The 21,902-nt window shown below is 41.6% G+C and carries 20 protein-coding genes, 1 tRNA gene and 1 pseudogene; 12 read left to right on the top strand and 10 right to left on the bottom strand.

Annotation, left to right across the window (positions count from 1 at the left end; all coding sequences use genetic code 11):
• The first annotated feature begins 51 nt into the window (after window positions 1–51).
• Both RBH91_RS06960 and metC read left to right on the top strand, forming a co-directional pair.
• The gene (locus RBH91_RS06960; protein ID WP_076762543.1) at window positions 52–1,173 is read left to right on the top strand and encodes a methionine biosynthesis PLP-dependent protein; all 1,122 of its coding nucleotides are present in this window, start codon (window positions 52–54) and stop codon (window positions 1,171–1,173) included.
• Window positions 1,166–2,341 carry a cystathionine beta-lyase gene (metC, locus tag RBH91_RS06965; RefSeq protein WP_307893933.1) on the top strand — a complete coding sequence of 392 codons (1,176 nt, stop codon included), beginning with the start codon at window positions 1,166–1,168 and terminating at the stop codon, window positions 2,339–2,341. Before RBH91_RS06960 ends, metC begins: the two co-directional genes overlap by 8 nt.
• 54 nt (window positions 2,342–2,395) lie before the next feature.
• On the opposite strand, the gene RBH91_RS06970 is transcribed toward metC, so the two are convergent.
• The 6 genes from RBH91_RS06970 to nikA form a co-directional block, all read right to left on the bottom strand.
• A complete protein-coding gene (locus RBH91_RS06970; protein WP_307893934.1) occupies window positions 2,396–3,595 on the bottom strand; it encodes a DUF819 family protein in 1,200 nt (399 codons plus the stop codon).
• A gap of 342 nt (window positions 3,596–3,937) precedes the next feature.
• Window positions 3,938–4,759: a nickel import ATP-binding protein NikE gene (gene nikE / locus RBH91_RS06975; RefSeq protein WP_307893935.1), complete on the bottom strand. Its 822-nt coding sequence runs from the start codon at window positions 4,757–4,759 to the stop codon at window positions 3,938–3,940.
• Between the two features lie 13 nt (window positions 4,760–4,772).
• Window positions 4,773–5,600 carry a nickel import ATP-binding protein NikD gene (nikD, locus tag RBH91_RS06980; RefSeq protein WP_307894689.1) on the bottom strand — a complete coding sequence of 276 codons (828 nt, stop codon included), beginning with the start codon at window positions 5,598–5,600 and terminating at the stop codon, window positions 4,773–4,775.
• Window positions 5,601–5,615: 15 nt separating this feature from the next.
• The gene (gene nikC / locus RBH91_RS06985; protein ID WP_307893936.1) at window positions 5,616–6,449 is read right to left on the bottom strand and encodes a nickel ABC transporter permease subunit NikC; all 834 of its coding nucleotides are present in this window, start codon (window positions 6,447–6,449) and stop codon (window positions 5,616–5,618) included.
• Window positions 6,446–7,390, bottom strand: a complete 945-nt coding sequence (gene nikB / locus RBH91_RS06990) for a nickel ABC transporter permease subunit NikB (protein WP_307893937.1) — start codon at window positions 7,388–7,390, stop codon at window positions 6,446–6,448. The genes nikC and nikB overlap by 4 nt, the downstream gene beginning before the upstream one ends.
• Window positions 7,391–7,409: 19 nt before the next feature.
• Window positions 7,410–9,029 (bottom strand): nickel ABC transporter substrate-binding protein, encoded by a 1,620-nt coding sequence (gene nikA / locus RBH91_RS06995; protein WP_307893938.1) that lies wholly within the window; start codon window positions 9,027–9,029, stop codon window positions 7,410–7,412.
• A gap of 341 nt (window positions 9,030–9,370) precedes the next feature.
• Here nikA and RBH91_RS07000 point away from each other — a divergent pair, with 341 nt between their 5' ends.
• Entirely contained in the window at window positions 9,371–9,583 is a 213-nt protein-coding gene (locus RBH91_RS07000) for a hypothetical protein (RefSeq protein WP_307893939.1), read from the top strand.
• A 159-nt stretch (window positions 9,584–9,742) separates the two neighbouring features.
• Here RBH91_RS07000 and RBH91_RS07005 read toward each other — a convergent pair whose 3' ends face one another.
• Window positions 9,743–10,693 (bottom strand): arabinan endo-1,5-alpha-L-arabinosidase AbnA, encoded by a 951-nt coding sequence (locus tag RBH91_RS07005; protein ID WP_404802482.1) that lies wholly within the window; start codon window positions 10,691–10,693, stop codon window positions 9,743–9,745.
• Window positions 10,694–10,953: 260 nt separating this feature from the next.
• Between RBH91_RS07005 and RBH91_RS07010 the strand changes: the two genes are divergently transcribed.
• Window positions 10,954–11,295: a hypothetical protein gene (locus RBH91_RS07010; RefSeq protein ID WP_307893940.1), complete on the top strand. Its 342-nt coding sequence runs from the start codon at window positions 10,954–10,956 to the stop codon at window positions 11,293–11,295.
• A 20-nt stretch (window positions 11,296–11,315) separates the two neighbouring features.
• On the opposite strand, the gene RBH91_RS07015 is transcribed toward RBH91_RS07010, so the two are convergent.
• The 3 genes from RBH91_RS07015 to RBH91_RS07025 form a co-directional block, all read right to left on the bottom strand.
• Window positions 11,316–11,388 (bottom strand) — tRNA-Val (locus RBH91_RS07015).
• Window positions 11,389–12,129: 741 nt separating this feature from the next.
• On the bottom strand, window positions 12,130–12,255 hold the full coding sequence (locus tag RBH91_RS07020; RefSeq protein ID WP_095999807.1) for a PhrK family phosphatase-inhibitory pheromone: 126 nt from the start codon (window positions 12,253–12,255) through the stop codon (window positions 12,130–12,132).
• On the bottom strand, window positions 12,255–13,367 hold the full coding sequence (locus RBH91_RS07025; protein ID WP_307893941.1) for a Rap family tetratricopeptide repeat protein: 1,113 nt from the start codon (window positions 13,365–13,367) through the stop codon (window positions 12,255–12,257). The genes RBH91_RS07020 and RBH91_RS07025 overlap by 1 nt, the downstream gene beginning before the upstream one ends.
• Before the next feature lie 684 nt (window positions 13,368–14,051).
• Here RBH91_RS07025 and RBH91_RS07030 point away from each other — a divergent pair.
• The 8 genes and pseudogenes from RBH91_RS07030 to RBH91_RS07065 all read left to right on the top strand — a co-directional run bounded on the left by RBH91_RS07030 (window position 14,052) and on the right by RBH91_RS07065 (window position 21,869).
• Window positions 14,052–14,645, top strand: coding sequence for a hypothetical protein (locus RBH91_RS07030; protein ID WP_239693665.1), 594 nt, complete (start codon window positions 14,052–14,054; stop codon window positions 14,643–14,645).
• Between the two features lie 56 nt (window positions 14,646–14,701).
• A complete protein-coding gene (locus RBH91_RS07035; protein WP_307893942.1) occupies window positions 14,702–15,937 on the top strand; it encodes an MFS transporter in 1,236 nt (411 codons plus the stop codon).
• 432 nt (window positions 15,938–16,369) lie between these two features.
• Window positions 16,370–16,652: pseudogene (locus RBH91_RS07040) on the top strand (acetyltransferase); the annotation flags it as partial.
• A gap of 8 nt (window positions 16,653–16,660) precedes the next feature.
• On the top strand, window positions 16,661–16,825 hold the full coding sequence (locus tag RBH91_RS07045) for a hypothetical protein (protein ID WP_307893943.1): 165 nt from the start codon (window positions 16,661–16,663) through the stop codon (window positions 16,823–16,825).
• A gap of 696 nt (window positions 16,826–17,521) precedes the next feature.
• Window positions 17,522–18,565: a LacI family DNA-binding transcriptional regulator gene (locus RBH91_RS07050; protein WP_307893944.1), complete on the top strand. Its 1,044-nt coding sequence runs from the start codon at window positions 17,522–17,524 to the stop codon at window positions 18,563–18,565.
• 165 nt (window positions 18,566–18,730) lie between these two features.
• The gene (locus RBH91_RS07055) at window positions 18,731–20,035 is read left to right on the top strand and encodes an ABC transporter substrate-binding protein (RefSeq protein WP_307893945.1); all 1,305 of its coding nucleotides are present in this window, start codon (window positions 18,731–18,733) and stop codon (window positions 20,033–20,035) included.
• A gap of 157 nt (window positions 20,036–20,192) precedes the next feature.
• Window positions 20,193–21,026 carry a carbohydrate ABC transporter permease gene (locus RBH91_RS07060; protein ID WP_307894691.1) on the top strand — a complete coding sequence of 278 codons (834 nt, stop codon included), beginning with the start codon at window positions 20,193–20,195 and terminating at the stop codon, window positions 21,024–21,026.
• Between the two features lie 12 nt (window positions 21,027–21,038).
• The gene (locus RBH91_RS07065; protein ID WP_239693666.1) at window positions 21,039–21,869 is read left to right on the top strand and encodes a carbohydrate ABC transporter permease; all 831 of its coding nucleotides are present in this window, start codon (window positions 21,039–21,041) and stop codon (window positions 21,867–21,869) included.
• Window positions 21,870–21,902: the final 33 nt, after the last annotated feature.

Below are 21,902 nucleotides of genomic sequence, written 5' to 3' on the forward strand. Positions count from 1 at the left end.
CCCCTTCTTCTTATGAAGAAGGGGTTTTTACTTTTTAAAGGATGGTGTCATATGACTGAACATGTACAAACAACACTGGCGCAAATCGGAAACCGAAGTGATGAAATAACAGGAACCGTCAATCCGCCCGTTTATTTCTCATCTGCCTACAGACATAAAGGAATCGGAGAATCAACCGGATTCGACTATATCCGTACAAAAAATCCAACAAGACAGCTTGTGGAAGATGCAATCGCGAAACTCGAAGGAGGGACGCGCGGTTTTGCGTTCAGTTCTGGTATGGCTGCCATTCAGACGATCATGGCTTTGTTTCAAAGCGGTGATGAACTGATTGTCTCCTCAGATTTATACGGAGGAACATACCGCCTTTTTGAAAACGAATGGAAAAAATACGGCCTCCGCTTTTTATATGACGATTTTTCAGATGAAGACTGTATCAAGTCGAAAATCACGGAAAACACAAAAGCGCTGTTTGTGGAAACACCGACAAATCCGTTAATGCAGGAAACCGATATTCAAAAAGTCGCAGAAATCGCCAAGGCGCACGATTTGCTTTTGATCGTCGACAATACGTTTTATACACCTGTTTTGCAAAAGCCGATTGAATGGGGCGCTGATCTCGTCATTCACAGCGCGACAAAGTATTTGGGCGGCCACAATGATCTCTTGGCAGGGCTTGTCGTCTCGAAAGGCGAAGCGCTGTCCGAAGAGATGTTTCAGCATCAAAACGCCATCGGGGCCGTCTTATCGCCGTTTGATTCCTGGCTTTTGATGAGGGGCATGAAGACGCTGGCTCTCAGAATGAAGCAGCATCAGGAAAACGCCCGCGAGCTCGCGGCCTTTTTGGAAGCGCAAGAAGAGGTTGCCGATGTTCTTTATCCAGGACAGGGCGGCATGCTGTCATTCCGTATCCAAAAGGAAGAATGGGTCAACCCGTTTTTGAAACATTTAAAAACGATCTGCTTTGCCGAAAGCCTCGGCGGGGTAGAAAGCTTTATCACCTATCCGGCGACCCAGACCCATATGGATATTCCTGAAGAAATACGCATCGCCGGCGGCGTCTGCAACAGGCTCCTGCGCTTTTCAGTCGGAATTGAGCATGTATCAGATTTGAAGGAAGACCTTCAACAGGCGCTGCAGAAAGTAAAAGAGGAGGCGGTTCCGCATGAGTAATGGAAATTGGACGTTCGAAACAAAACTCGTCCACAATCAAAATAAAACAGATGAAGCGACCGGAGCCGTCAGCGTGCCGATCCAGCATGCTTCAACCTTTCATCAAGGCTCATTTGACCAGTTTGGCGAATATGACTACAGCCGTTCCGGAACGCCGACGAGGAAGGCGCTTGAAGACACGATAGCAGAGCTTGAAGGCGGGACGCGGGGATTCGCGTTTTCATCCGGCATGGCCGCTATTTCCACCGCCTTTTTGCTTTTATCAAAAGGCGATCATGTCCTCGTCACAAAGGATGTCTACGGCGGAACGTACCGCATGATCACAGATGTGCTGAGCCGCTTCGGCATTGAACATACTTTCGTCGATATGACCGATTTAAATGAAATTGCTTTAAACATAAAAGAAAACACTAAAGTCATCTACCTTGAGACACCGTCAAATCCGACGCTCGGCATTACGGATATAAGAGGCGTCGTCAAGCTTGCCAAAGCGCACGACTGTCTGACGTTCCTTGATAACACATTCATGACCCCGGCGCTGCAGCGTCCGCTTGAGCTCGGCGTTGATGTCGTGCTTCACAGTGCGACGAAATTTTTAAGCGGCCACAGCGATGTTTTATCAGGACTTGCTGTTGTTAAAGACAAAAAGCTCGGGGAGGATCTTTATAAACTGCAAAATTCGTTTGGAGCGGTTCTTGGCGCCCAAGACTGCTGGCTTGTGTTGAGAGGATTGAAAACATTGCAGGTGCGGCTGGAAAAAGCGAGCAGAACGGCTCAGCAGCTAGCCGAATTTTTTGCGAAGCATCCCTCTGTCAAACAGGTTTATTATCCGGGGCTGTCTTCCCATCCAGGCGCTTCCGTTCATAAACATCAGTCAACTGGTGCAGGAGCGGTGCTTTCCTTTGAGCTTGAGGATGCAGAAGCTGTTAAAAAGGTTGTGGAACATGTCTCACTCCCAGTCTTTGCTGTGAGTCTTGGCGCGGTCGAATCGATTCTTTCGTATCCGGCGAAAATGTCGCACGCCGCCATGCCGAAGGAAGAGCGGGAAAAACGGGGCATTACAGACGGTCTCCTGCGGCTGAGCGTCGGTGTAGAGAATGCCGATGATTTACAGAAAGACTTTGCACAGGCCTTGCAAACCGTAGCGGGAACGCTTGCCCGTTCATAGTCGGAAAGCGTGAAAAGCCGGTGAATTCGTGAAGAATCTCCGGCTTTTTGCATCTTAGACAAATGATGAAAACCATGTTCCGAGCAAGGTTCCGACATAATTGCCGATCAGATAGCCGAACGTTCCGACCAGCATGATCGGGGCGACAAGCTCCCTCCAGCCTTTTGCAATCGCCATCGCAGCCGCAGTCGTCGGACCGCCGACTGAAGCGTTGCAGGCAAGCAAAATTTCTTCAAGCCGAAAACGAAAGATTCTCCCCGCTGCCAGCGAGACGAGCAGATTGGAGATCGCGACAATAAAAACAAATGCCAAGAGAAGCGGAGCATTTATCAGGATGATTCGCAAGTCCGCAGGAATGCCGATTACCACAAAAAATAAATAAATCATATAAGTGCCGATTTCTTGTGTTCCGCGCATCTTTTCAAAGTAACGCGGAAAGGCAAAAGTTGCGGCGAGCGTCAGCGTTGTCAGAAGCAGATACTGGTCGCCGAGAATCCCGGATAATAGCCGAACGATAAACGAGTCACTTTCAGAAGGGAACAGCCCTTGAAAAAAAGCGGCCGTTTTAACAGAAACAACGACAATCGCAAATGCCGTCCCCATATTCAAGGCAATGTCCCGAAGAGACATCTCGTTTCGCTCCCAGTAAGATTCAGCTTGATTTTTTTCGGGAGCAGCTATTTCAGATACGGAAAACCGTTTTTGAAACCATTTTAACGCAGGGATGCCCATTAAAATGAAAAAGAGCAAAGCCATCATAAAATTATCGGCAACAACTGTCGAAGATACGTACTCGCCCGGAGTTTGAAATTTTGCCGCCATTGCCGCAAAGTTCACGCCTCCCCCGATATAGGAAGCGCTGATCATCCCGCCGATTTTGTCAAGGTACGGGATTTGCTGTTTAAAAAGGAAAAATGCGATCAGGCTTCCGATCACAGTACCGACAGAGCTGATGCAAAAAACAAACAAAAGCCGTCTGCTTTCTCTAACAATTTTCCGCAAGTTGATTTGAAAAAGCAGCAAAGGAATCGCAAGCGGAACGACATATGTCCAAACCGCATCATAAACAGGTGACTCAGTCGGAAGAATCCCCGCATTCGTAAACGCCATCGCCCCGCCAAGCGCAAGCACGGCCCCAGACAACGCAGCAGCCCAGCGAAACCGCTGCTCCAAATAAATGCTCACAGCCGCCCACACCGCAATAAACCCCCAAAGCACCCATACATCATCAGGTGAAATGAATGAAGAATTCATGAAAATCTCCCCGTTTCAGTTTAGTATTTTGAATAGTGTGATAATTAAATAGTGTAATAGGGGGGTTGGGATTGAGCAATAGGGGGAGTATAAAAAACAGCAGAACAGAGGAGAAAATCTTTTATATCTAACTCTTTTGTGGTCATTTGTAAAATCAATACAAGAAAGAATTTGATCACCCCGCCCGTCTTGAAGATCACCTTGTGAATGACCCTTTTCCGCATGTTGTCATGTAAAACACAAAAAAACAACCCCTTGATTCGCAAGGGGTTGTTGGTATGATTTCGACTGGGGGGGCACCTCAAGATTCCTTCTTAAAGCAAAAAGGCACCGTCTCTCACTTCACCTCAAATGAGCTCGATCCCCATGCTTCCGGAAACGCGGGTGCTCGGGAAGTATGGAACTTCTCATTTCTTTTGCTACAGGGTGTTCTGAGGTGAAAAACTGATGTTTTGATTGGTAAAGCTCGACTAATTCTCCTTTTTCCAGTACACCCAATGTGTCGCTAATCTCATAGGCGGCTTTAATATCATGGGTTATAAAAAGATAAGATAAGCCGAAGTCTGCCTTTAATTCGTTTAATAATGTTAAGATGAGTGCTTGGTTCACCATATCTAGACTGCTGACAGCTTCGTCTAGAACAATCAGTTTTGGTTTGAGGGAGATCGCTCTTGCAATATTGATCCTTTGCAATTGACCGCCGCTAAATTGGTGCGGGTATTTTTTTAAGTCCTTTTCGCTTAGTCCAACCCTTTCCAATAATTCAACAATGGTTCTTTTTTGTTCAGCTGCTGTAAGCCTTTCGTAGTTTTCTAAAGGCTCTGCAATAATACGTTCTGCGGTCATGCGAGGGTTGACCGATGAGTATGAGTCCTGAAAGACAGCTTGAAGATTACGGCGGATTTTTTGACGAATAGGCTTATCCGCAGTATAAATATCATGCCCTTGAAACAGAATTTGTCCATTTTGCGGTCGTTCCAAACCAAGAATTACTTTTCCTAACGTACTTTTACCTGCTCCGCTTGAACCAAGCAGTCCCAAGCATGTTCCGTCTTCAATAGAGAAGGAAATATCGGAAAGTACTGTTTTAGAATGATCTTTCCAGTTGAAAAACGTTCGCGAACCGTAGCTATGAGTGACTTCCTTTACTTGTAATAAACTCATTTGTTCACCCCTCTCAAGTCAAATGGATGATCGGATCATCTGCGTGTAATAGTGAGCGGGCATTTAATAGTTTCTTCGTATAATCATGCTGCGGCTCATCAAATAGCTGAAACACATCCGCTTTTTCTACTACTCTTCCACTATGCATCACGACGACTTCATCTGCCATTTCCGAAATGACGCCGAGGTCATGAGATATTAATAAAATGGCTGAACCAAATTCAGAGCGGATTTTATCCAAGTGGCGAAGCACTTTCTTTTGATTATGAACGTCAAGTGCGGTTGTTGGTTCATCAGCAATAATAACGGCTGGGTGCAGGCAGGCTGCAATGGCAATCATCACCCGCTGAAGCATACCGCCGCTCAATTGAAAAGGATAGTATTTTAAAAGTTGTCTAGGATTCGGAAGGTTCACATGATGCATGGCCTCAATGGCAAGTTCTTTTGCTTGTTTTTTACGATAAGATGTATGTGAGCAAATGGTCTCGATAAAATGATGGCCAATTGTAAAAACGGGTGTAAAAGCATTCATCGGATTTTGCATAATAAAGGCTAGATCCTTGCCGCGAATCCTGCACATTTCTTTTTCACCTAAACCATTTAATTCGCGGCCTTGTAAAGCGATACTGCCTTTAATCGTTGTTGTTTTTTGATCAAGAAGCTGAAGAATGGACATACTCGTAACGGTTTTACCGCATCCGCTTTCCCCGACAAGGCCAAGTACGCTCGCACGCTTTAGATCGAAATTGATATCTTGAACAAGGGTCGCAGTACCGTTTTTTGTTTTTACCTGTACGTGTAAATCCCTGACTTGTAACACATTGGACTGTTCTGTTCCCAACATCCTCATTCCTTTTTAAAATCGTCGTTTGACACCGTACCGTTCTGATAAAGCTTCACCCAACAAATTGAATGTTACAATAACAAGCATAATCATTAAACCTGGATAAAGCATTAATTCTGGATTCGTCCGAATATACGATTTTCCTTCGTGAATCATCGCTCCCCATTCAGGTGTAGGGGATTGTACTCCTAATCCTAGAAACGACATGGCGGATATATCCATAATGGCCCATCCCATTTCTAATGTACCCATTACAGCAAGCGGGGGGAGTACATTAGGGACAATATGATTTTTCATAATCTTCCATTGGGAAGAACCGCTTATTTTCGCAGCTGCAATAAAGTTTTGTTCTTTTAGACTAAGCACCATTCCCCGGAACATTCTCGCGTAATAGACCCATTGCACAAGCATCAGTGCTAAGACGACTTGTGTAAGGCCAGGCCCAAATATTCCGACCAATCCAAGAATAAGAATCAGATTTGGGAAAGCCATCATTCCATCGCAAAACCGCATCAAAACATGATCAATCCAACCGCCTTTATAACCGGAAAAAATTCCAACGATTAAACCAATCACGATGGATGAAAGAAAGATAAGCATCGCAAAGCCTAACGAAATGCGTGCCCCATATAAAATGCGTGATAGGTTGCATCTTCCTAAATGATCGGTTCCGAGCGGGAAAGCCCATGAAGGCGGCTGTAGCTTATAAGCTAAATTGACAGCAATAGGGTCATTTGGTGCGATCCAGGGAGCAAATATGGCAATGATAAAAAGAATACCTAATATGATCGAACATATTGGAATCACTTTTTGACTTCTGAATATCTGACGTATACTTGTTATCATTGCTGGTATCCTTCTTTCCTAGAAATGCGCGGGTCAATATATATTTGAATCAGATCAACGATTAAATTGCTGACGATAAATAAGACAGCTGCAATTAGCACATAGCATTGAATGACAGGTATATCACGATTAAAAATCGCTTCAATAAAATAACGGCCAAACCCGGGCCAGGAAAACACGGCTTCAACGATAATCGTTCCAGTCAGCAGTTTTCCAAGATTCACCCCAAGTCCAGTAATCATCGGGGAAATGGCAATCTTTAAAACATGCTTTGCCATAATGGTTTTTTCAGCAATTCCCCTCGCCCTGGCAAATCGCACATAGGGCTCTTGCAAATGTTCAAGAACGCTGGCACGCAACAATCTTGTATAGATTGCAATTAAGGGAAGAGCCAGTGTCACGGAAGGTAAAACAAGGTGCTGCCATGTTCCAATTCCTTCAACTGGAAAAAGGTCAAGTTTAATAGAAAAGAAAAAAATCAATATATAACCTAGCCAAAAAGATGGAATCGACGCCCCTAAAAAAGAGAGAATACGGCTAAAGTGGTCGATTACGCTATTTTTCTTTACCCCAGCAAGAAAGCCTAGAGGGACACTGACGAGCAATGCTAGGATGATACTCCCTATAGCTAGCTGTATCGTAGCTGGCATTCGGTATATAACCTCATCCCAAACCGGCTTATTCGAAACATAAGATATGCCAAAATCAAGTTGGCATATCTTTATAATAGAGTTTACATATTGAATGAAGAAAGGTTGATCTAAACCGAACTCTTGTCTTTTCTGAGCCAAAATCTCATCGGTCGGCTGAATATGGGCGGCTGCTAAATAAGCCTCAGCCGGATCCACTGGTGAAAGGTGGATCATTCCAGTCGTTAGAAGTGTTGCCAAAAGAAAAACCGGGATAATCGATACGATTCTTTTCAATATATAGGTGCCCATGAAAGCCTCCCGCTACTTACTACTCGATGCTAATTCCTGTGAATGGATGTTCGTCACGATTAGCAGGGAATGTAAAATTCGTCACATCTTTTTGATAAATCGCTGTTTTCTTAATATAAGAAACAGGAATAATCGCTCCTTGGTCTTGGATTGATTTTAAAATAGAAGAGTAAAGCTTTTGACGTTGTTTCTCATCTATTGTTTGAGGGACCTTTGCGATTTGTTTAAGTAATTCTTCTTTGTTCGGGTATGCTGAAATCGCCTCATTAAATCCAAATCCTTCAGACGCAACAATGTTTAAGAAAGTATGAGGATCATAAGGAGCTCCATAGTTACTAAAGAAATTAATGTCAAATTCATTTCCTTTGAATCGTTGAATTTGCTTTGTTATTTCAACACCGACAATGTTTAATTTAATACCAATGGCTGCCCACTCGGATTGAAGGGTTTCCGCCATCGTTTTTTGAATCGATTCTGCAGAATTATACATGAGCTCGATTTCAAGTGGCTGTCCGTCTTTTTCACGAACTGTTTTCCCTTTAGGAAGCGTCCACCCAGCTTCGTCTAATAGCTTTTTCGCTTTTTCTGCATCATAATCGATTACATCAACATCAATGTCTTTTGTGTAAGGCAGATTTGTCGGTAAAATATAATCTGCTTTCTCTTCGTAGCCAGATGTATTCCCTTCAACCATTGCTTCTTTATTAAAACCGTAATGTAACGCCTGGCGTACCCGTTCATCCGAAAGCTGTTCTTTCTTCGAATTGATGACAAGTTGTCTCGTTGCGACCGGCTCGGAAATGCTAGTTTCATATTTTCCAGTTGATTCTAATTGTTTAAAAGCGTCTAAACTAATGATACCTTCTCCATAAATAATGTCTAGATCACCTTTTTCAAAAGCAAGTACCCTTGTTTCCGCATCAGGAATGATTTTTACTTTGATTTTTTCTTCTTTAGGAAGCTCACCCCAATACTTTTCATTACGCTTGAAAACAGCATATTCATCAGCTTTATACTCTTCCAACACCCATGGACCTGTACCGACCGGTTTAACGATACCTTTTGAAGTATCACCATCTTCAGGAAATCCGGCTTCACCTAAGAAACGAACCGGTCGAACTACAGCCAACTCCTGAATGGTTGGATAATATGGTTCCTTTAATGTCAATTGAAACGTATTTTCGTCGATCACATCTGTTCGGTCTATTTTCGTAATGAAACCTAACCAGCTGTGTAATTCAACATTCTTTAAAAGCGTATCAAAATTCTTTTTCACAATTTGTGCATTAAAGCTTGTTCCGTCTGAAAACTTCACACCTTTACGAAGATGAAACGTATATACTTTACCGTCCTTGGAAATGTCCCATGACTCAGCAAGATGCGGTTTTAGATCGCCCCCATCTTGATAGCTTACTAACGGTTCATACACCATTGACTGAGCAAATAATTGCGAAGGATTATAAACATGAGGATTCATTTCCCCTACATCCTGCGGCCAAGCGATCGTAAGCATATTGTCGTTTTCTCTTTTGGCCGTAGATTCTTCGCCAGCGTTTGTACAACCAATTAATACAGTTGATAATAATAAAATAAAAGCAGCTAAAAACAGTATATTTCGTCTATTTGCTCCACTAAACATTGTGCTTTCCTCCTGCTTGATGTTGATAATCATTTTCAATTGTATGCACAATGCAGGATACTGTCAATAAAGACTTGGAGGGGAGGGGTGTTCTTCTGCTTTTTTGGAAATATTCAGGTGTTGGAGCCGCAACATTTTGGACACATAAGAAGGAATGAGCAGTCCGGTTTGAATTTGCTCGCTCCGCAAGCCGTGAGATCAATCTGGATGGTGAATGGTTAATTCATAGCTGAAGACATAGCAAAATATAAAGGAGATGATCGAACTAAAATGAAATGGGGAAAAAGATCATCTAGCTAAGCAGTTTTGGAAAGGCAGCGATTATAAAGGAGAGTGATGGAATGAAGTTCCAAGATTGGTACTTAGAGATACAAGAAAATATTGATATCACAATAGACCAGCAGCAAAACAAAATCGTATTGCTGAATGATCAAGCAGATGAGATACATGCGATTATAAGTGTTTCAAATACTGGAGAATTGATGATTAGTCCTAGGTGGAATATAAATTTGGCAGTCAAAGACAAAACAATAAGGATATTCACAAACAGTTAGAAAAAAGAGGGAGATCTTTAATGTCTTCCTCTTTTTTTCATACAACGCAAACCCGGTGAAAAGCGGAGTGGTGAAATGTAATGGAGGGACAGTCCGAGACGGGATGAAGCTCTTTTTAGATGTTAAAAACCAAGCAGAAAATATCTGCCCGGTTTAGAACTAATACTTCGGCCAACCTTTGGAATCCCAGTTTAAATCATTGATCAGCAGTTTAGGCGCCCCATTGTCAAGCGCATCATAACCATGTCTGACGATGATGTTGCCGTTCACGATATCTGCGCCGCCTGGGCCCTTCCATTGGTCGTTTCCGGAGTCGAGGATTGTGCCTCCGCCTTCCGTCATTTTCTTGCCGCTTTTGTCATAGTAAGGTCCCGTAATTTTTGTTGAGCGGCCGTAAGCGATCTTGTACGTGCTGTTCACACCTTGACAGCATTTATCGAATGAAACGAATAAATAATAGTAGCCGTTTTTGTAAGTAATAGACGGTGCTTCAAGCGCTCCGCCATTGCTCGGCCTTGAAGCGATGGAATAAAGCTTCCCTGTAGGTTTCATTGTGTTTTTATCAAGCCTTGTAAGCTTGATGCCGCTCCAAAATGAGCCGAAGGAAAGCCATGGATTTCCTTCTTTATCAACGACCATATCCGGGTCAAGCGCATTATAATTGCTGGAAGTCGTCGTCCTGATGACTAGCCCGTCATCGCGCCACTTCCCGGAAGAGATTCGGTCTGTTGAAGCCAACCCGATCACCGAAGTATTCGAGCCGAACGACGATACCGCGTAATAAAGCCAGTACCGTCCATTATAATAGCTGACATCAGGCGCCCATTGATTTTTTTCATGTTTCGGTACATATTTTTCCCACCATGATAATGGAGTTGAAAAAATGCTTGGCGACGCACTCCAAGTTTTTCCGTCTGTAGATTTGATGACACGGATGCCGTTGCCAACGCCCGTTCCAAATGTATACCATGTATTTCCTTCTTTGATCATGGAAGGATCATGAATGGTATTGTCCCCTTTGGTATTCCAAAAAGCCGCTGATGTTGGTTCAGCTGCCGAAAAAATAAGCAGAAATAATAAAATAAAAGCGGATAAGATAGACTTAGACACAGTCGTTCTCCTTTCAATTTTCGCGTTTGTTATAAAAACTCGGCCCTCCTCTTTGAGTAAATAGAATTTCCTTACATTCCGCACCTTATTTTAGCAGGCGTTTATGATCCCTAAATCGGACATTGGACTTGTTTTCTAGTCCCAAAATAAAACTGACAACCAAGAAAATGGCTGTCAGAAGATTGCAATCGGTCAAAGGTAATTTTGTTGTTCAACCGTTTAATGATTATGATGGTTATTTCGACCTGTTGTTATAATCAATGATAGAAAAAATAATTTGCTCACCTTTTTTTGTTCCGACGCATCTCACGCTTACCGACATTATGAAATACTTTGAACATGAAATGAAGAGCCGTCTTAAAGGGCATCATTCTCTATTAATGACCAGAACCGGCGAAATAGCTTTTACTTACCCTATGATGAGCAAGCCTGCAAATGAATTTACCCGAAATCGCCTTACCTGTCCTATTCGGAATATTGTACGCTTTTTAAGACAAAAAGACAGCCGTCTTAAAGTCCGTCTGTCTTTGAAAAAGGAGTTTGCCAATAATTCGATTCATCCAGTTGTTGTCAAAGCTAAGCATAAAAAAACAAACCCTTGATATACAAGGGTTTGTCGGTATGATTCCGACTGGGCTCGAACCAGCGACCTCTACCCTGTCAAGGTAGCGCTCTCCCAGCTGAGCTACGGAATCATGATATGTAACACTGGGTATTTGTCTTACTGACAAGTTCTATTATATGCGGATTACATCATTTCGTCAACTGTTTTTTTGAACTCTTTTGTAGCTTTTTCTATGGAACTTGTTTAACGAGAGAATGCCGCTGTAGAGAAGAGAGAATTAGTGAAACATTTTACGATTACAGAGAAACTCAGTTAATTTCACAAGATGAGATTAAGCACTAAATCACTCATATGTAATAAAGCGGCAGAGGGGAAGTTGGGAAGGTGCAAAAAATAAGTCCTGCAGATTATTATAATAAATCAATCCTGTAGGGTATAAAATATACAAATATACATCCGGAATTTTGGTTGAATCTTTCTTTGAAAGAAGAAGTCAGGTAATAATATAAAAATAATCTGAATTGCAAAAGAAGGCTCATGAGCAATCGTAAATGATGTGAATGTATAGCCTAATATCCAAATCCAATTTTAAAGTCTCTTATAGAGTATTTAACACTATAGATGAAAAGAAACTACGTCCGGTTCTTAAAATCGGCTGCTTGATAAAGTAGGCTGCAAAATAACCAATGACTAACACCCATCCTCTTTTCTTTATTTTCAATTAATCCGTCATATGTATCTAGTCTCATGCATCAATTATCCACCTATAAAGATACTATACAAAAGATAAATAAGGAACAATATTCTGTACAAAAGCCAACAAAAACCCCCTCTCACCTGAGAGGGGCCTGTACCTTTTATGATTGCTTTTTTACGTACCAACAGGCAATTCTGCTGTCTCGTGAATATGAGACTGATTGGCCTGACTGCTGCCGGATACCGATAAGCCGCCTAGTACGAACGCCATGATTGTCATGCAAAGAACTAATTTTTTCATTAAATTCCCTCCAAACGTTTCATTTTGTTCTCAGCCTGAATCGCTTTTTTTGCAAATTCTAAGGCCTCCTGGTAATCTTCATTTTCTTCATAATGTTTGGATATAATGAGAGAAAGTTCAATTGCTCCATCCAAATCATTCCTCTCAATTAAATAATGAAGATATGATCGGCAGTTGTCAATGCTTTCCGATGTGTTTTTGGAATAAAGTTCATATACGATATTCAGCTTTGCCTCATATATTTTATTTTCTCTTCGCTTTAATTCTTTTAGGCCCTTTTGGTAATAGATATGAGCCTCGTCGTTTTTTCCGATCTTGAAAAGCTCTCTCGTTATCATATAGATCGAGTTGATCAAGTAGCCTGAAGAGCACCAGCTTTCATTTGACAAAGGCTTTTTCAGGGCATTTATACAATCATGGGGTCTGTCGGCAACAGAATAGACAATGCTTACATTATGATACAGCATCACTTCAAGAAAATGGTCGTTCAGCTCTTTTGATATGCTGATCGCGCGGTCATAATAAGCTTCCGCATCATTATAGCGCCCCATATGCATATAGTTTGTTGCCATGACAACCATTGAAATGGCCAGTTTTTTCTCATAGCCTTTATGCCCTTTATAAATGTTAATGGCTTGGTTTATGTAGTTGAGAGAAACAACGCTTTGCCGCAATGACATATATAAAGAGGCCACTTTTGAGTAAAATTCAGCTGCTTCAATTTCATCCGGTATTTTGGACAGCTTCTTCTCTGCTACTTTATATAGACTGATGGCACGCTCAAAATTTTTGTTATACGACTCATACATGGCTTCAAAAAAGTAGAAATAAAAATCGATCATATGATCAGTTTGCCTGGCGTATTCCAGGCTGTCATCGTTAAAGCGCGAACGGTACGGCAATCTTTCTCCTTTAATATCGTACAGCATCATTTTGTATCTTTCTTCAAGCAGAGAAAAATACAATAGTACATTCTGATTTTCCTCCATCCCATCAAACATTGACTTCGCTTGATGAAAGAGCTTAGTCGCCTGATCTGCCTCCTGTTTTTTGATGGCGAGATGAAGTTCATTTAATATGCCGGCAACGATTTCTGAAGCAACCTTGCTCATGAGGACTCCCCTCTTTCTTAAAAAATTCAGAATAATATTTACATCATTTTAACATAACAGAAATCAATTTGATTGAAAAAATAATCTTTGCGTCATCCCGCAAAATGGTTAATGACCATTGAAACACTGTCTGCAGCTTTTCTCTTGATCTCTAGGACACAGTTGTAAACAAATTCTCCAAGATCTCTAAAACATGACAACAAAATATATACTGATGAAAAAGAGAATCAAAATGAGAAATGGCCGCTTTTTATTTTCGATATCGAGAAGACATTTCAGAACAAAAAAATGATCAACGAGATCATTAAAATACAATCAATGCTTTTTAGAATAGTAGTCATGTGTGACTCTGTCTGATCATTGAATGGATCATATTCTTTATTCACTTCCAGTTACTACAAAATATTTGTTGGAAGTGGGTATAGAGGCTGTCATTTCAAATGTCCTTTATTCAGACGGGGAATCCAATTTGCAATGCGCTTCTTATTCAATGTATCGGCAGGTTCTAAATTGATATGAACTTAGATATCAGTTTTCTGATTATTTAATTTCATACAGTAAACATTTCGAATCCTAATTTTCACCACGTGATAATGTGATTAATGTTAATTGTTTTGAATTTTTAAAAAATAATTGAAAAAATAACCTTTTATATGTAAAATTATCTCAAGGGAGGAAAAATATATGGGTGTAGTGGCGAATTATTGTAGAAATTCTAAGGTTCCTGGATTGAAGTCAAAAGCTGAAGCTTTAGCGGTTAGAACACAGGAATCACTCGTAGAGGTCTATCTTGGGACCATCGAGTTTGATAGAGTTGGAGAATATTATTTTGCTGGAGACAAGGTGAAGGCGATTGCTGCGATTAAAGAAGGATTTAAAAAATTAAAACATGCAAGAGACCTTCTGGTCGAAGTTCAACACAGAGAACTCGAAATGCATCCTCACAACACGAAAAAATTAGAAACAAAGTATGAAGAAATGATGTATGATGAGAAAGAAATAGAAGAAGTCTTTAGAATCAGAGTCCGTGGGATTCAAAATGTAATTCAGTGCATTGATCATTTAACATATGTTAATGCGGAAGAAAAGGCCGTTGAAGCTCTGGAAAACAATGATTTTAACTCACTGTATAACTCTGTTTCTAATTCGGCAAGAGAGTTAATCATTGCTGCTCTTCAGCATAATATGACAGTAATTCAACAATCTAAATATACACATGAGACCTCTGATGTAATTAAAATGCTTTTCCCTGAAGAAGCAAAAACTATAGCCAATTAAAATTACTTAAGAGACTATCGATAGATAGTCTCTATTCTTGAAGTGGGGGAAAACATTTGAAGAATTCATGGATATTTAAAGGCGATTTTTTTAAGTTATGGTCAGGAACTTTTTTATCTTTATTAAGTTCTACACTTTTTTATTATTCTTTGATTTGGTGGTCCTTAAATGAAACAGACAGCGCTTTAAGTGGCAGCCTAATTATTGGGCTTGGCATGGGCATATCAATAGCGCTTTCCCCAATAACGGGGTGGTTAGCAGACAGGTTCCATCGGGGAAGGATAATTGCTTTCTCCGATATGATGATTTCTGTTTTGTTCTTTATAATAGGACTTTTAGCGATCTTTAATTTTACATCTGTACTTCTATTGTTTTTTGCCCGAGCATTAATTTCAATCGGTTTGGCTGCCATTCAACCAGCTTCCAGATCGCTTATCTCTGATACTGTTGAAAAAGACTTAATTGAGAAAGGTGTAGCATTTCAAGAAGTATTGAATCAAGTTACACAAGTAATAGTTCCAATTCTAACTGGTATTTTGTTCACTTTTCTTCCATTTGGTTATGTATGGTTTTTATGTGGCTGCTTAACCTTCATCTCGATCTTTTTGGAATTCTTTATTAAAGATAGGCGAGGCAGCCAAAAGGAGGTAACATTTAGCAGAAAAGAATTATTCACTGGTTTCATAAACCTTTTTAATAATAAACCTTTAAGAAATCTATTGTACGGTACAAGTATACAGCAGCTTTTATTTAGCGGTTTTCCGATTTATATAGCCATTTGGACTTCTTTATTGATTAAAGACAAAGAATGGGTTGGCGGGGTATTTCAATCAATATGGGGAATGGGAACACTTTTAGCAGCAATAACTCTGTCTTTTTTAGCAAAGCAAGAACATTTAAAAATTGTAGCCCCAGCATTAATGATAATTTTTGGTTTATTACTTGCCCCTTTAGGATGGATTAAAAATGTTTTTATTGGTTTAACTCTATTTGTAATCACAGGGGCTATAAGCGGAATCGTAAATATTTACCTTGAAGGTTTCTTACAAAGAGTTACCGAAGGAAGTGATCGAGGAAGATCTCTGGGGGCGTTTTTTGCTGTGAACAGCTCTTTAATGCCTTTAGGATATGCTTTAGCAGGAATGATATCAGAGATTATAGATGAAAATTTTCTGTTTTTGATAGTAGCTCTCCCAACCCCCTTAGTTTCATTTTTTATTTTTAGGTCTGTCCAAATTTGGGAAGGAAAAGTTAAAAAAAGCTATGGAACAGAAAAAGCCCCTCCATTATAAATACAATATAATGCTTAAGGTGGCAATCTCATACAATAGTGGTCATTAATAGAAATCTACGCAGATTTTGGGATTCAAAAAATACACTAGTTGCAAAACCTTTAATTTGAAAGTGGTTTTAATTTATTTAAATACATAAAAGTGCAGTGATGAAAATTTTTGCTCACCACTGTTTTTTTTATTATTGCAAACGGATTAGTGGGTGGAATTCGATTTTTAATTCTTCCGCATGGAGCAAAAATTGAAGCAAAAAAATAGGTAGATGATTTAAGAATATTTTTTCTTAAGTGACCTTCTATGATAACTATATGAGAGAAGAATAGTTTCAATGTTTTTTTAGTTTGATGTTTTAATATGCAGCAATTTACTTGGTACAAGTTATTAGGATAGAGTCAATAGTCTAGTACATCACACTTGCATTTCCTAAAGTAGTTTGACTGTGTGTTTCTGGATGCCTGTGAGATCAGAATAGGCGACAACTGGTTGATTGGGCCTGGCGTCCATATTTATACGGCAGTACATCCGCTGGATCCTGCTGAAAGAATAAGCGGAGTAGGTAGCCACCGGCCTGTATGGATTGGCGGAAGGGCCATTATTAATCCGGGTGTAACGAGCGGCGACAAAGCGGTGATTGCTTTCGGAGCGGTTGTGACAAAAGACGTGCTTTGTCGGCGGGAATCCTGCAAGAATCATAAAGCAGATTGATATAAAATAAGATTCGCTATGAAAAACACCGATTTGTTTTCAAAGCAATCGGGCAGCAAAAAGAGCCTTTTATATACACTTCTATTGGTTCATTGCCATGCCGGAAACCAATGGCCGTACCTTGAAGAATTAGAAGAACTGTCCGTTCGCAAAGTGATAAAAGCAGCACGAAGAAATCAATAATTGAAGCCTGATAAAAGATAATCGCCGGTATTGAACCCGATTCGCTCGATTTCACTGACAAAGGAGTGAATCGGGTTCAAGCACGTTTCAAGATCACGGCTTTCATCCGCTATTCGATCGTCTTGCGCCTGGATTCATTCCAGCGAAGAGCCAGGCCCATGAAAAAAGCGCTCACTCCTGCAATACCGCCCATAAACATTTCGTTGGAGTGAAGGTATAGAACAGCCCCATTGGCTACTCCGACGAGGAGTGCAGTTAAAAAAGAGACATTTAACTTTTTTAACATCCAAAGAAACGCAAAATATTCAATTAAAGCTAAAACCGGAATAAAAGAAAATAGGATGAAGGCGTATGGAATGGTGTCGAGCCCTTCGTGAAAAGCGCCGCGACGGTAAAGATTTAAATACAAGAGAATCAAGAAAAGGAAATGGCAAATCGCAAATCGCAAATCGCAAATCGCAAATCGCAAATCGCAAATCCAACGACAATATCTTTGAAAATTTTCATAGAAAACCTCTTCATTCATTTTTGGCCATTTTACATTGACCTTCAACGTTTATAAAGACCAAAATCGGAATGTTTACCCTCTGAAAAATAACCACTCCTTCTATTTTTTGTCGAAAAAATTTTCTGGAAATCGCGATGAACAGCGCGGTATTATGAATCTAACTTAAACGATTAAATGCGGTGATACTGATGGTAACGATGAAGGAGATAGCGGAAAAAGCAAATGTTTCAGTTGCAACCGTTTCTTACGTTTTAAATGAAAACGGCAATATCAGCGAAGAAACGAAAAAAAGAGTATGGGAAGTCGTAAAAGAATTAAATTACCGCCCTAATCATATCGCAAAAAGCTTAAAAATGCAGAAAACAAATACGGTTGGTGTCATTGTTGAAGATGTCACCGTATTCAATGCCCCAAAGATTATTGATGGAATAAACGAAAACGCGGAAAAGTTCGGCTTATCGATTATTTTAACAAATATGCGATTAGAAAAACTGGTTGGAAATCATCCGACAGATCCCGAAAAATGCAGGCCTTTAGTGAAGAAGATTATGGACGAATTGATCAGCAAACAGGTGGACGGCATCATTTATATCGGCTTGCATCCGAGAGACGTGACCGCGATTATTCCGGATGTTGACATCCCGATTGTTTTTGTTTATTGCTACACAACGACTCCTCATCAACACTCGATTATATATGATGATCAGCTGGCGGCATATGAAGCGACCAATTATTTGATTTCAAAGGGGCACGAAAGAATAGCGCTCATCAGCGGTCATATTGACTCAAAGTCAGCGCATTCAAGATATTCGGGCTACTACCAATCCATCAAGGAGCACCAGCTCGCCTTTTATCCGGGATATATCAAATCAGGAGACTGGTACTTTGATTCCGGCTATACGCTGGCGAAAGACCTGCTGCAGCATGACAATATTCCAACCGCCATACTGGCGATGAATGATCAAATGGCATTAGGGGCCATCAAAGCATGCAATGATTTAGGATTCAATGTTCCGGCTGATATTTCAATTATTGGATTTGATAACCGTGAATTCAGCGAATATTCTTCACCTAAACTGACGACGATGAGCCTGCCTTTGCAGGAAATGGGCTTTTTATCGATTCAAGCGATTCAAGATTTGATCAGCGGCTCTTCAAAAACTGGCGGCAAGCTGACTTGTGAATTGATTGAAAGAGAATCTGTCTGCACACCTAAATCGATGAAGATTTAGGCGGCAGCATATGTTGAAGTTAAACGTTTAAACCGGAATCTTTTAAATTCGATCAGCGGCTCGAATTTATTGGATAAACAGCGGGAAAGGAGGGGGAAGGGCATAATGTAAGCGTTGTCAACGGGGAGAAAAGGCAATAACCAACAAAAAAAGGAGTGTGAATTGATGAGAAAGCTTCATGTCTTAACGGCATTCTTCTTCATTGTTTCACTCATGTTAACTGCCTGCAGTCAATCGTCCCATACACCTGAAGCAGATGGCAAGGCTGTCACGCTGAAGCTGATGGGATGGGAAGCAAGCCCCTTGGAAACGGAATCTGTAAGAAAAGGTTTAAAAGCATTCATGGAGAAAAATCAGACTATCAAAGTCGAATACACACCGATTTCAAACGCCCAGTACAGTTCAAAGCTATTAACGATGCTGGCTGGGGATGCAGCCCCTGACGTCTTCTTCTTAGGTTCGGAAGATTATCGTGCATTTCAAAAGAAAAACGTGCTGTTGGATTTAACCGGCTATTTTCACAAGGAATATTCGCTGCAAGATTTTATCCCCTCATCGGCACAGATTATGGATATCGATGGAACGATTGCTGGCGTAAGCAGCTGTACAGTTTCTCCGGTTTTATTCTACAACAAGGACTTGTTTAAAAAAGCTGGCGTCCCCCTGCCGCCGAACAATCCAGATGATGCATGGACATGGGCAGAGTTTGTCGATGCAGCTCAAAAGCTTACCGTCAAAAATGGCGGTAAAACCGAGCAATACGGCGCTTTTGGATTTGAAAACAACTACATGACAATGGCGGAGTATTTCTCAAATGGGGGCAGCCCGTTTGCTGATGATTTTAAAACCGCGGCTTATCAAACTCGGGAGATTCAAGAAGTATTGCAATCCGTTCTCGACTTGCGGGAAAAGGACGGAGCCGCTCCTGAAGCAAGCGTTTTAGAGAAGATTGGGATGAGGCCGTCGCAAATGCTGCAGACAGGGAAGGTTGCGATGCTTGCAGAGGGATCTTGGGCGCTTCAAGAACTGTCGAGTATGGGATTTCCTGTCGGTGTCGCTCCGCTGCCGAAGTTTAAAGAGCCGTTCACTCACGGGCAGGCACATTTGCATGCCGCTTCAGGGAAAACAAAGCATCCCGAAGAAGCGTGGAAGCTTATCTCTTTCTTATCTTCGGAAGAATATCAGCTCGATTTAGTAAGAGAAGGATTATGGATGCCGAACAGACAGTCGCTTTATACACCGGAAGGGATGAAAAAATGGTATAACCCTGATGTACACCCGGAAGGTTTTAAGGAAATGGCGGCCTTTTTTAGAGATGCCAAACCATACCCGAATGCCATGGTTTCAAATAATAAAGTCGGTTCCATTATCACCGAAGAATTAGACCAGTTTTATTATGACGGAAAGCCAGTGGATGAGGTGACAGAAAATATCGACCGGCGCACAGCAGAAGAACTGGCAAAATCGTGAGAACGGGGGTGATAAAACGATGAGCAGACTTGAGGGAAAAGCTGGCTTTGAAAATCAGCGTGCCGCCGGCTTAAAGCACGGGCCGCCGCCGCATCTGAAGCCTCGGGAAAGCCGTTTGACAAGGCTGTTTTCCAAGGACAGTACTTGGGCGTTCATCATGCTGCTTCCAAACCTTGCCGGATTCGCTGTATTTACATGTTGGCCGGTCGTCGCTTCCTTTTTTCTCAGCTTCACAAAATGGGATCTTCTGCAGCCGATTCAATTCGTCGGACTGCAAAATTATATGGACTTGTTCAGTGATGAAACGTTCATCAAAGTGTTTTGGAATACGCTGTATTTTACGGCCGTATCAGTCCCGATCGGCATCGCATTGTCACTTTCGCTGGCGATTGCTTTAAACCAGGGATTGAGGGGGATGAAGTTTTACCGAGCCGCTTACTTTCTGCCTGTCGTTTCCTCGATGGTCGCTGTCGCAGTGATTTGGCAGTGGATCTACAATCCGGAATACGGCCTGCTGAACTTTTTATTAAGCTTGATAGGGATTTCAGGGCCAAACTGGCTGACGAGTACGACTTGGGCCATGCCGGCTGTGATTTTGACGAGCATCTGGAAAGGATTGGGCTTCAACATGCTCATCTTTCTGGCAGGACTGCAAGGTATTCCCGAACACTATTATGAAGCGGCCGAAATGGATGGAGCCAATTGGCTTCAAAAGTTTTGGCGCATTACCGTTCCGCTTCTTTCACCGACGACCTTCTTCGTCACCGTAATGGCGGTTATCAATTCATTTCAAGTATTCGATTCGGTTTACCTTATGACACAAGGCGGACCTGCCAGATCCACATCAGTCATGGTGCATTATATTTATGAAAATGCTTTCCAATTTTTCCGTATGGGCTATGCCAGCGCCATGTCTTACGTCCTGTTCTTTGTCATTGCGCTGATCACTTTGGTCCAATTTTGGCGGCAAAAAAATCATTCATTCTATTAAAAGGAGAGGTCAATGGCTATGAAAAAGCCGCATGCCCGCCGTCTCTTTGCCCATCTGCTGCTTTCCCTCGGAGCGCTGACCATGATTTTTCCGTTTATATGGATGATCAGCACTTCCTTTAAAGACGTGGGAGAAGTGTTTGTTTTCCCGCCCACACTGTTTGGCGAGAAGCTTCAATGGGAGAATTACTTGAGGATTTCCGACCGCTTTCCGTTTGGACAGTTTTTCTTCAATAGTTTAAAAGTGACGCTGATCGTTGTCGCCGCACAATTGATCACAAGCTCATTAGCCGGGTATGTGTTTGCGCGGCTGACATTTAAATATAGAGATCTGCTATTTGGGCTGTATTTAGCAACCATGATGGTGCCCGGACAAGTGACTATGATTCCCAACTTTATTTTAATGAAGTTTTATGGATTGGTAGATACACATGCGGCATTAATTTTGCCCGGGATTGTGTCCGCATTCGGCACATTCCTGCTGCGTCAATTCTTTTTGGCCATTCCAAAGGCGCTTGAAGATGCAGCAAGAATTGACGGCTGCACCCCTTTCGGCATCTATTGGCGGATCTTTCTGCCGTTGTCAAAGCCGGCGCTGGCGACATTGGGCGTATTTATTTTCATGGGGGTGTGGAATGACTTCCTCGGACCGCTGGTGTTTATCAATTCCTTGGAAAAGATGACCCTTCCTTTAGGATTGGCGGCGATGCAGGGGATGTACTCGACCGATTGGCCTGTGTTAATGGCCGGGACGGTCTTAAGCTTGCTGCCGGTGATCGTCATATTTTTGTTGGCGCAGGATTTCTTCATCCGCGGCGTCACACTGTCAGGGTTAAAAGAATAGAGGGGATCGTGTGAACATCCTTGATCGTAGAAA

The organism is Bacillus swezeyi, from assembly GCF_030908325.1.
In the GTDB taxonomy this organism is placed as follows: domain Bacteria; phylum Bacillota; class Bacilli; order Bacillales; family Bacillaceae; genus Bacillus; species Bacillus swezeyi.

Coding starts and splice junctions, on each gene's coding strand:
- RBH91_RS07060 (WP_307894691.1), top strand. CDS start 20,193: ATGCTGCTTCCAAACCTTGCCGGATTCGCTGTATTTACATGTTGGCCG.
- nikB (WP_307893937.1), bottom strand. CDS start 7,390: ATGGGCACCTATATATTGAAAAGAATCGTATCGATTATCCCGGTTTTT.
- RBH91_RS07065 (WP_239693666.1), top strand. CDS start 21,039: ATGGCTATGAAAAAGCCGCATGCCCGCCGTCTCTTTGCCCATCTGCTG.
- nikE (WP_307893935.1), bottom strand. CDS start 4,759: ATGAGTTTATTACAAGTAAAGGAAGTCACTCATAGCTACGGTTCGCGA.
- RBH91_RS07030 (WP_239693665.1), top strand. CDS start 14,052: ATGGGTGTAGTGGCGAATTATTGTAGAAATTCTAAGGTTCCTGGATTG.
- RBH91_RS07025 (WP_307893941.1), bottom strand. CDS start 13,367: ATGAGCAAGGTTGCTTCAGAAATCGTTGCCGGCATATTAAATGAACTT.
- nikC (WP_307893936.1), bottom strand. CDS start 6,449: ATGATAACAAGTATACGTCAGATATTCAGAAGTCAAAAAGTGATTCCA.
- RBH91_RS06970 (WP_307893934.1), bottom strand. CDS start 3,595: ATGAATTCTTCATTCATTTCACCTGATGATGTATGGGTGCTTTGGGGG.
- RBH91_RS07010 (WP_307893940.1), top strand. CDS start 10,954: ATGATAGAAAAAATAATTTGCTCACCTTTTTTTGTTCCGACGCATCTC.
- RBH91_RS07000 (WP_307893939.1), top strand. CDS start 9,371: ATGAAGTTCCAAGATTGGTACTTAGAGATACAAGAAAATATTGATATC.
- RBH91_RS07020 (WP_095999807.1), bottom strand. CDS start 12,255: ATGAAAAAATTAGTTCTTTGCATGACAATCATGGCGTTCGTACTAGGC.
- nikA (WP_307893938.1), bottom strand. CDS start 9,029: ATGTTTAGTGGAGCAAATAGACGAAATATACTGTTTTTAGCTGCTTTT.
- RBH91_RS07055 (WP_307893945.1), top strand. CDS start 18,731: ATGAGAAAGCTTCATGTCTTAACGGCATTCTTCTTCATTGTTTCACTC.
- metC (WP_307893933.1), top strand. CDS start 1,166: ATGAGTAATGGAAATTGGACGTTCGAAACAAAACTCGTCCACAATCAA.
- RBH91_RS07045 (WP_307893943.1), top strand. CDS start 16,661: ATGAAAAACACCGATTTGTTTTCAAAGCAATCGGGCAGCAAAAAGAGC.
- RBH91_RS07050 (WP_307893944.1), top strand. CDS start 17,522: ATGGTAACGATGAAGGAGATAGCGGAAAAAGCAAATGTTTCAGTTGCA.
- RBH91_RS06960 (WP_076762543.1), top strand. CDS start 52: ATGACTGAACATGTACAAACAACACTGGCGCAAATCGGAAACCGAAGT.